9 protein-coding genes and 1 pseudogene are annotated in these 8,339 nt (G+C 71.9%); 4 read left to right on the top strand and 6 right to left on the bottom strand.

What is annotated here, in order from left to right:
* The 3 genes and pseudogenes from AB0D74_RS43610 to AB0D74_RS43600 form a co-directional block, all read left to right on the top strand.
* Positions 1–189, top strand: a pseudogene (locus AB0D74_RS43610) (MFS transporter); the annotation flags it as partial.
* Positions 190–288: 99 nt separating this feature from the next.
* A complete protein-coding gene (locus tag AB0D74_RS43605) occupies positions 289–663 on the top strand; it encodes a nuclear transport factor 2 family protein (protein ID WP_089102071.1) in 375 nt (124 codons plus the stop codon).
* An 88-nt stretch (positions 664–751) separates the two neighbouring features.
* The gene (locus tag AB0D74_RS43600; protein ID WP_362599844.1) at positions 752–2,404 is read left to right on the top strand and encodes an FAD-binding protein; all 1,653 of its coding nucleotides are present in this window, start codon (positions 752–754) and stop codon (positions 2,402–2,404) included.
* Between the two features lie 139 nt (positions 2,405–2,543).
* Here AB0D74_RS43600 and AB0D74_RS43595 read toward each other — a convergent pair whose 3' ends face one another.
* Genes AB0D74_RS43595 through AB0D74_RS43570 form a run of 6 tightly spaced genes read right to left on the bottom strand, consistent with a single transcriptional unit; the run spans position 2,544 to position 7,150 of the window.
* On the bottom strand, positions 2,544–3,377 hold the full coding sequence (locus AB0D74_RS43595) for an SDR family NAD(P)-dependent oxidoreductase (RefSeq protein WP_362599842.1): 834 nt from the start codon (positions 3,375–3,377) through the stop codon (positions 2,544–2,546).
* 16 nt (positions 3,378–3,393) lie between these two features.
* Entirely contained in the window at positions 3,394–3,843 is a 450-nt protein-coding gene (locus AB0D74_RS43590; protein ID WP_362599840.1) for a VOC family protein, read from the bottom strand.
* Positions 3,844–3,848: 5 nt separating this feature from the next.
* The gene (locus tag AB0D74_RS43585; RefSeq protein ID WP_362599838.1) at positions 3,849–4,220 is read right to left on the bottom strand and encodes a nuclear transport factor 2 family protein; all 372 of its coding nucleotides are present in this window, start codon (positions 4,218–4,220) and stop codon (positions 3,849–3,851) included.
* A 40-nt stretch (positions 4,221–4,260) separates the two neighbouring features.
* Positions 4,261–5,073: an ester cyclase gene (locus AB0D74_RS43580; RefSeq protein ID WP_362599836.1), complete on the bottom strand. Its 813-nt coding sequence runs from the start codon at positions 5,071–5,073 to the stop codon at positions 4,261–4,263.
* Positions 5,060–6,712, bottom strand: a complete 1,653-nt coding sequence (locus AB0D74_RS43575) for a GMC family oxidoreductase N-terminal domain-containing protein (RefSeq protein ID WP_362599834.1) — start codon at positions 6,710–6,712, stop codon at positions 5,060–5,062. Before AB0D74_RS43575 ends, AB0D74_RS43580 begins: the two co-directional genes overlap by 14 nt.
* A 24-nt stretch (positions 6,713–6,736) precedes the next feature.
* Complete coding sequence (locus tag AB0D74_RS43570; RefSeq protein ID WP_362599832.1) at positions 6,737–7,150, bottom strand: hypothetical protein; 414 nt, start codon at positions 7,148–7,150, stop codon at positions 6,737–6,739.
* Between the two features lie 334 nt (positions 7,151–7,484).
* On the opposite strand from AB0D74_RS43570, the gene AB0D74_RS43565 reads away from it, so the two are divergent.
* On the top strand, positions 7,485–8,321 hold the full coding sequence (locus AB0D74_RS43565) for a type 1 glutamine amidotransferase domain-containing protein (RefSeq protein WP_362599830.1): 837 nt from the start codon (positions 7,485–7,487) through the stop codon (positions 8,319–8,321).
* The last annotated feature ends 18 nt before the right edge of the window (positions 8,322–8,339 follow it).

Raw genomic sequence — 8,339 nt, 5'->3', positions numbered from 1 at the left:
GGGATGAGCCTCGGCAGCTTCATCGGCAGCTCGCTGCTGCCGGACCTGGGCTCCGGGCCGATTCCGTGGGCGGCCCTCGGTGTCCTCGTCCTCGCCGGTCTGGCCCATCTGTCGTCGGTCCGGCAGGTCGCCGCTGCGGCGGCGGTCGGCGCGGATCGGTCTGCGACCTCTCCCGTGCGTGCCAGGTAGGCGGCCGGTCGGTCGTCTGCGGCGCAGTGGGGGCTGGTCGCGCAGTTCCCCGCGCCCCTTTCAGGGGCGCAATCCCTCAAGTCAGTTCAAGGAGAACCCATGAGCAGCCACCAGGTGAACTTCGTTCGGGAGTACATCGAGACCGTCTGGAACCAGGGGCGGACCGAGCTGGCCGACAAGTACCTGGCCGAGGACCTGATCCAGCACAACCCGAACCTGCCCGACGGGCGGGCCCCGCTCGTGGAGTTCGTCGACGGGTTCCACAAGCAGTACCCGCGGGCCCGGTTCGAGATCCGCCGGGCGGCCGGTTCGGGAGACCTGGTCTTCCTGCACACCCGGTTCCGCGGCGACCCGGACGACCGCGGCATGGTCGTCGTGGAGGTCTTCCGGATCGACGAGGGACTGATCGTCGAGCACTGGGACGTCCGCGACGAGATCCCCGAGACCACCGTCAGCGGGCACGAGGTCGTCTGACCGACCTGTCCGCCGGCTCCCCCCTGCCGCCCGGGAGGCTCCCTGCCTCCCGGGCGGTGGCCGTTTCCCAACGATCCAGGAGACACCTGTGACACGAGAGACACGAGAGACACGAGAGACACGAGAGACGCGACAGCAGCAGCGGCCGACGGGCGCCGGGCTCACCCGGCGCGGTGTCCTCGGCACCGTGGCCGCCGCCGGGGCCGGTGCGGCCCTGCTGCCGGCCCCCGCCCATGCCGCGGTGGAAGCCGCAGGCACCCCCGCCGCGGTCACCGTCGGCGCCTCCGACACCCGCTATCTCGACCTCACCTCGCGCGGCTACAACGCGAGATTCACCGCCGCCCCCGACTCCGTACGGCTCGTGCACAGCACCGAGCAGGTGGTGGCCGTCGTCCAGGAGGCCGTGCGGGACGGCAGACGGATCGGGGTGCGCGGCGGCGGGCACTGCCTGGACGGGCTCGTCGACGACCCGGACGTACGGATACTCGTCGACATGTCCGAGATGGACGCCGTGCGTTACGACCCGGCGCGCCGCGCCTTCCTCGTCGAGGGCGGCGCCACGCTCGGCCATGTCTACCGGACGCTGTACCTGGAGTGGGGGGTGGCGCTGCCGGGCGGCACCTGCCCGACCGTCGGGGTCGGCGGGCACGTCACCGGCGGCGGGTACGGCGCGATGTGCCGGCAGCACGGCGCGGTCGTGGACCACCTGTACGCCGTGGAGGTGGTGACGGTCGACGCGTCCGGCACCGCCCGCGCGGTGGTCGCCACCCGTGAGCCGGACGACCCGCACCGCGAGCTGTGGTGGGCGCACACCGGCGGGGGCGGCGGCACCTACGGCATCGTCACCCGCTACTGGTTCCGCTCCCCGGGCGCCACCGGCACCGACCCCGCGGGACTGCTGCCCCGGCCCCCGAAGACGCTCCTGAAGTCCACGGTCACCGTCAAGTGGAGCGACCTGACCGAGGCCGCCTTCACCGCGCTGATCGCGGACCACGGCGCCTGGCACGCCCGCAACAGCGTCGCCGGGTCCGCCTACGACAGCCTGCACAGCGTGCTCATCCTCTACAACCGGGTCCAGGGCAGCCTGGTGCTCAACTCCCAGATCGACGGCACCCTCCCGGACGCCGCCGCGCTGCTCGACGCGTACGTCACGGCGGTGGCCGGCGGCATCGGGGCGCCGTACGCCGAGGTGCGCTCCTCCTGGCCGTGGCTGAAGACCACGCTCAAGGACCCCTACGACACCGGCCTGTACAACCGGACCAAGTCCAAGGGCGCCTATCTGCGCAAGGGGTGGTCCGCCGCGCAGGCCTCGACGCTCTACGGCCACCTCTCCGACGCCGGCTACGACGGGCACGCCGGGATCCTGCTCTACTCCTACGGCGGCAAGGTCAACACGGTCGCGTCCTCGGCCACCGCGCTCGCCCAGCGGGACTCGGTCCTGAAGGCCAACTTCACGACGTACTGGCCCGACGCCGCCTCCGACGACCGGCACGTCACCTGGATGCGGAACCTCTACCGGGACCTGTACGCGGCCACCGGCGGGGTGCCCGTGCCGGACGACACCAACGACGGGTCGTACATCAACTACCCGGACACCGACCTCGCCGACCCGGCCTGGAACACCTCGGGCGTGGCCTGGCAGAGCCTCTACTTCAAGGACAACCTGCCCCGGCTCCAGGCCGTGAAGGCGGCCTGGGACCCCCACAACGTCTTCCACCACCGCCTGTCCGTCGCCCCGTAAGGGGCGCGGGGAACTGCGCGACCAGCCACGACGGCGCGGCAGTCGACGAACCCACCGGGGCATGGACGCATGGACGAGCCCCCGCCTCGCTGCGGTGAGGCGGGGGCTCGTCCCGTTCGGGGGAGGCGACGGGGCGGGGTCAGCCGAAGCTGACCGGGAACGCCACGCCGGTCAACGACTCGCTGAGCCTGCGCAGCTGCGCGCGGGCATCCTCGTCGTAGGCCTGGGCGCCCGCCCGGGACCGCGTGGAGCGGTTGAAGTAGACGCCCGAGACGTCGTCCAGCTTCGGGTCGGTGATCAGCCGCAGGGTGTTGCGCATGCCGTCCGCGACCGTGCTCTGCGGGGTGAACAGGTTCACCACCATCTTGGTCGGCATGTACGACGCGGGGTGCAGCGCGTTGGCCGTGACCCCGGTGCCCGCCAGCCGGTCGGCCAGGTCGAAGGTGAGCGAGATCTGGGCGAGCTTGGCCTGGCAGTAGGCCTGCACCCCGTCCCAGTTGCGCTCCAGCATCACGTCCCGGAAGTTGATCGGCGCCTGGCCCGCGGAGCTGACGTTGATGATGCGGGCCGGGGCCGAGGCCACCAGCAGCGGGGCCAGCCGGCAGCTGAGGATGTAGGCGGCCAGGTAGTCCACCTGGAAGGTGAGCTCCAGGCCGTCCTGGCTCTCCTGGCGGGCCAGCTCGACGCCGATGCCCGCGTTGTTCACCAGTACGTCCAGCCGGTCGTACGTGGTGAGGATCCGCTCGGCCAGCTTGCCGATGTCCTCCAGGGAGGAGAAGTCGGCGAGTTCGTAGCTGAGCCGGCCGGTGGCGCCGGCCGCGCGCAGCTCGGCCAGCAGGTCCGCGCCCTTGGCCGCGCTGCGGCCGTGCAGGATCAGCGACGCGCCCTGCGCGGCGAGTTCACGGGCGACCGCGCGGCCGAGACCGTCGGTCGCGCCGGTGATGAGAATGGTCTGCTCGGGAACGGCCTTCATGTGGGGAACTCTCCTGTCAGGCGTACGTTGCCAGTTCTTCGGTGGACTGGTCGGTGTATCCCTGGCTGACCTCCACCACGACGCCGTCCGGGTCGGAGACCCAGACCGTCTTCCAGCCGGGGATGAACTCGTCGAACGTCAGCGGCCCGAGCGTCGGCTCCAGCTCGCCCCGGCCGGCGGCGAGGAACGCGTCCACGTCGTCGACCTGGAAGGCGAGGTGCCGGGCCGTGCCGGGGCTGTCCGGGCCGTCCTTCGCGGCGGCCACCAGCGGCTCCGCGTCGGTCGCGAACAGCTCCAGGCAGGCCGGGCCGTTGCGCAGGAAGACCACGCGGGCGCCGTCGGCCTCCACGACCCGGGCCCGGCGGAAGCCGAAGTGCCGGGTGTAGAACTCCTCGGTGACCTTCTGGTCACGGCAGTTGAGGCCCACGTGCGCCCAGCGCAGGCCGTTCGGGGCGGCGGTCGGCACGGCCGTCACTTCCCGGTGACCGGGGCGAACGGCACGGTGTCGTGGACGTTCGTCATGTAGGTGATCAGGCCGCCGCGGACCCGGAAGTAGTTGCACACCACGGCCTCGACCGCGATGCCGTCCGGGGTGCGGGCGGTGATGTCGGAGACCACCGCGGCCTGCTCGCCGTCCACGACGACGAGACGGGGCACGTTGGCGAAGGACGCGTACATCTGCGGGAAGCCCTTCATCATCTCCCGGAGCGTCTCGCGTCCCTCGACGTGCCCGGCCAGCTGCTCGTCCATGGTCTGGTCGATCGCGAACAGGTCGCTCCAGGCGTCCCAGTCGCCCTCGTTGGCGAGCCGGTAGTACGTGTCGACCACTTCTCGGGTGCTCATGCGCCCGTCCTCTCCAGTGCGATCGAAAGGGGGTGCGAGGTCAGGGGAGGTCCACGCCGAGCTGGCGCATCAGGCCCGCGGTGTCGGCCTGGACCCAGCGCTCGACGACCTTGCCGTCCTCCAGGCGGTAGACCTCCAGGCTGGTCCAGGAGACGTCCCTGCCGGTCGCCTCCTGGCCCAGGAACGGCGCGATGTGCTTGCCGTGGAAGGTGATGTGCATGATCACCCGGTCGGGGGCGGCCGGGTACAGGGCGTCGAGGTGCACGCGCATGTCCAGCGCGTCGTGCGCGCCCTTGATGATCACCTTGAGCTCGTCGAGGCTCTCGACGCTCCAGGCCGGGTTGTTGTCCCTGAACGTGGGCCCGAACAGGTCGTCGAGGTCGTCGTAGCGGCGCTCGTTGACGGCGTCGCTGACCTGCCGGACCACGGTGTAGTTGAGGTCGTCGGAGGAGAGCTGGGTGCGCAGGCCGAGCAGGTCGTCCTGGGCCCAGCGCTCGGCGAACAGGCCGTTCTCGGCCCGCCAGATCTCGGTGGTGGACCACTCGACCTTGCGGCCGGTGGCCGGGAAGCCCAGGACGTCGCCGAGGTGGGTGCCGGTGAGCTTCACCCGGGTGACGAGCCGGTCCTCGCCGAGCGGCGCCGCCTCCTCCAGCTCGCCCTTGAGGTCGAGCCCCTCGTGTGCGCCGCGCACCGCGTCCAGGTAGGTGTCGATGCCGGTGATGTCGAAGCCGGGGTGGTGGTCGGTGAAGTCCGGGCTGAGCACGGCGCGGACGCCCTGGAGGTCGCCGGCGTTCAGCGCGTCGAGGAAGCGCCCGTAGAGCTTCTGGATGTCCTGCTGGTCACGGGTGGACATGGTGCATCCCCTCGGTCGGTCGGGCGGCGGTCGGAAGCGGCCGGTCGGCGCCGAGGGCGAACGCCGCCGCGCGCTCGCCGATCATGACGCTGGGTGCGTGGGTGTTGCCGGCCACGATGGACGGCATGACGGAGGCGTCGGCGACCCGGAGGCCCTCGATGCCGTGGACGCGCAGCTCGGGGTCGGTGACGGCGTCCGGGCCGCCGCCCATCCGGCAGGTGCCGGCCGGGTGCCACAGGGTGGTGGCGTTGGCGGCGACGTAGGCGCGCAGCTCGGCCGGGCTCGTGACGTCCTTGCCGGGGCCGAGCTCGTCGCCGCGGAAGGCGTCGAGGGCCCGGGTGGCGGCCAGTTCGCGGGCCAGCTCGACCCCGTACACCAGGACGTCCAGGTCGGCCGCCGAGGTGAGGTAGCCGGCGCTGATCACCGCGTTGGACTCGGGGTCGGCGTCGCGCAGCCGGACCCGGCCCCGGCTGTGCGGGAGCACGGCGATCGGGGCGAAGGTGAGGCCGGGGCCCTCCCACTGGTCGGCGGGTGCGCCGGCGGGCAGGAACTTGACCGGCCCGAAGGTGAACTGGAGGTCGGGCGGGCCGTCCGGGTCGGCGGCCGGGGTGTGGGTGAACAGCCCGGCCTCGGAGAGCAGGGCGCCGGACGGGTGCTCCTGGAGGGACTGGTAGCAGACCGGGGTGAAGAGGTGGTCCTGGAGTCCGGCGCCCACGCCCGGCAGGTCGCGCACGCAGTGGATGCCGTGCGCCCTGAGGTGGTCGGCGGGGCCGATGCCGGACAGCATCAGGAGCTTCGGCGACTCGAACGCGCCCGCGGACACGATGACCTCGCGGTCGGCGCGGATCCGGGCCGGGGCGTCGCCGCTCCGGACGTACTCGACGCCGGTGACCCGGGCCCCGTCGTGTCCGGCGTCGAGCAGCAGCCGGGTGGTGCGGGCGCCGGTCAGCACGGTCAGGTTGGGCCGGTCCAGGGCGGGGCGCAGATAGGCGTCGGCCGCGCTGCACCGCCCGCCCGCGTCGTCGCGGTTGGTCTGGTACAGGAAGCCGAAGCCGTCCTGGCGGGCGCCGTTGTAGTCGCCGTCGCTCGCGGCGTCGTGGCCGAGCTCACCGGCCGCCGCGACGAAGGCGGAGGCCAGCGGGGACGGGCGGTCCAGCTGCCGTACCCGGACCGGTCCTTTGGCCCCGCGCAGCGCGGAGCCGCCGCCGGAGTAGCTCTCGGCGGCCCGGAAGAACGGCAGGACCTCGTCGTAGGACCAGCCGGTCGCGCCCTCGGTGACCCAGCGGTCGTAGTCGTGGCGGCTGCCGCGCACCCACATCAGGGCGTTGACGGAGCTGCACCCGCCGAGGACCTTGCCGCGGGCGACCGGGATGCGGCGGCCGTCCATGCCGGCCTCGGGTTCGGTCTCGTAGCCCCAGTCGATCTCGCCGCGCCAGTCGGCGGTGAGCAGGGAGAGGACCGAGGCGGCGTCGGCGTGGTGGATCTCGGGACGTTCGTCCGGGCCGCCGGCCTCCAGCAGGATCACGGTCACGGACGGGTCCGCGCTGAGCCGGGCGGCGACGGCGCAGCCGGCGGAACCCGCGCCGACCACCACGTAGTCGGCGCCCTGGGGCACCGGGGGAGTCGGATTCGACGGCATGACAGCCTCCAAACGGTGACGGGGTCAGAGGGCGGCCGGCTCGCCGACCTGGTAGTCGACGATCACCGGGGCGGCACCGGGCGCGGGGCGTTCGAGCTGCCACTGCTGGTTGATCCGGAACGAGGACACGGTGCCGTCGGCGGTGGACTTCGCCGTCCAGACGACGGTCAGGTCGATGCCGATCCGGGCTCCGGTCTCCTGGTGGACGAGCTTCTCCACGGTGTGGTCCTGCTCGCTGTAGGCCTCACCGACGGCCGCGTACCAGTCGAGGAAGTCCGCGTGGCTGTGCAGGGTGCGCTCCGGGAAGGCCATCTCCAGGCCCTCGTCGGCGACGTAGGGCAGCAGCTCCGCGACCGGGGCGTGCACGTTGAGCAGGCCGAACCAGCGCTGCACGAACTCCTCGATCTCCCGGTCGGAGCCGGTCTGTTCGGTGGACATGGATGTCTCCGCTCATCGGGGTCCCGCCCCCGGGAAACCGGGAGCGATACGCGTCCGATGACCCCATATCCCCGCCGTCCCGTGGGCCCCGCGCCGGGACTGCGGGCGCACTGTGCGAAGTCGCAGCTCCGGCTCGGGCAACTCACCCGCCGGGGCGGCCGTACCGTCCGGTAGCGACCGCCCCGGCAGGCGTTGGCCACAACATGCCGTAGTGCATTCGGCCACTTGGGCATGTGCCGTGAGCACGGGCGACGGTGATGGTCCGGACGAAGTGCCCCGCCGTAGACAGGAATCCGCCACTTGGCACCGTCCCGCCGAAACCGGGAGGAATCCCATGAGCAGGCGCATCCTCGTCGTCCTGTCCGAACACGGCTACTGGGGCGAGGAGTTGATCGGCCCCCTGGAGACCTTCGACCAGGCCGGCTACCACGTCACCTTCGCCACCCCCACCGGCAAGCGGCCCAACGCGCTGCCGCCGAGCATGGACCCCGAGTACGTCGACCCGCCGCTCGGCCGGTCCGTCACCACGCCCGAGATGGCGGCCAAGGTGCGCGCCGTCGAGGAGTCGGACCGGCTCGACAACCCCCTCGACCTCGCGTCCTGGCTGCCCGACCGGCCCTACCGCTCCCGGCCGTACTTCCTGCGCGACTGGGAGGCCTACCACGGCCGCCTGGAGCAGATCCGCCGGCAGATCGCCGACCGCTACGACGCACTGCTGATCGTCGGCGGCAGCGGACCCATCGTCGACCTCGCCAACAACTGGCGGGTGCACGACCTGATCCTCGCCTTCCGCGAGCTGGACCGGCCCATCGCCGCCGAGTGCTACGGCGTCGCCTGCCTCGCCTTCGCCCGCGACCAGGAGACCCGGACGTCCATCATCCGAGGCAAGCACGTCACCGGGCACTGCATCGAGTACGACTACAAGGACGGCACCGGGTTCCTCGGCACCGACTTCGTGATGGGTCCGCCGCCGTACCCGCTGGAGTACATCCTGCGCGACGCCACCGCGCCCGGCGGCGCCTACCACGGCAACTTCGGCAAGGAGACCTCGGTCATCGTCGACTACCCGTTCATCACGGGCCGTTCGACCCCCGACTCCTACCTGACCGGCCAGAAGACCGTCGAGGTCCTCGAACAGGGCCTGCGCCAGTGGGGGTTCAGGACCTCCTGACGTCCTGACATCCCGTCC

Source organism: Streptomyces sp. NPDC048278 (assembly GCF_040652195.1).
In the GTDB taxonomy this organism is placed as follows: domain Bacteria; phylum Actinomycetota; class Actinomycetes; order Streptomycetales; family Streptomycetaceae; genus Streptomyces.
This window is presented reverse-complemented; position numbering and strand designations above follow the sequence as displayed.

Bases quoted from the DNA above. Each gene is read 5' to 3' on its own strand.
- AB0D74_RS43605 (WP_089102071.1), top strand. From the start codon at position 289: ATGAGCAGCCACCAGGTGAACTTCGTTCGGGAGTACATCGAGACCGTC.
- AB0D74_RS43595 (WP_362599842.1), bottom strand. From the start codon at position 3,377: ATGAAGGCCGTTCCCGAGCAGACCATTCTCATCACCGGCGCGACCGAC.
- AB0D74_RS43585 (WP_362599838.1), bottom strand. From the start codon at position 4,220: ATGAGCACCCGAGAAGTGGTCGACACGTACTACCGGCTCGCCAACGAG.
- AB0D74_RS43580 (WP_362599836.1), bottom strand. From the start codon at position 5,073: ATGTCCACCCGTGACCAGCAGGACATCCAGAAGCTCTACGGGCGCTTC.
- AB0D74_RS43575 (WP_362599834.1), bottom strand. From the start codon at position 6,712: ATGCCGTCGAATCCGACTCCCCCGGTGCCCCAGGGCGCCGACTACGTG.
- AB0D74_RS43570 (WP_362599832.1), bottom strand. From the start codon at position 7,150: ATGTCCACCGAACAGACCGGCTCCGACCGGGAGATCGAGGAGTTCGTG.
- AB0D74_RS43565 (WP_362599830.1), top strand. From the start codon at position 7,485: ATGAGCAGGCGCATCCTCGTCGTCCTGTCCGAACACGGCTACTGGGGC.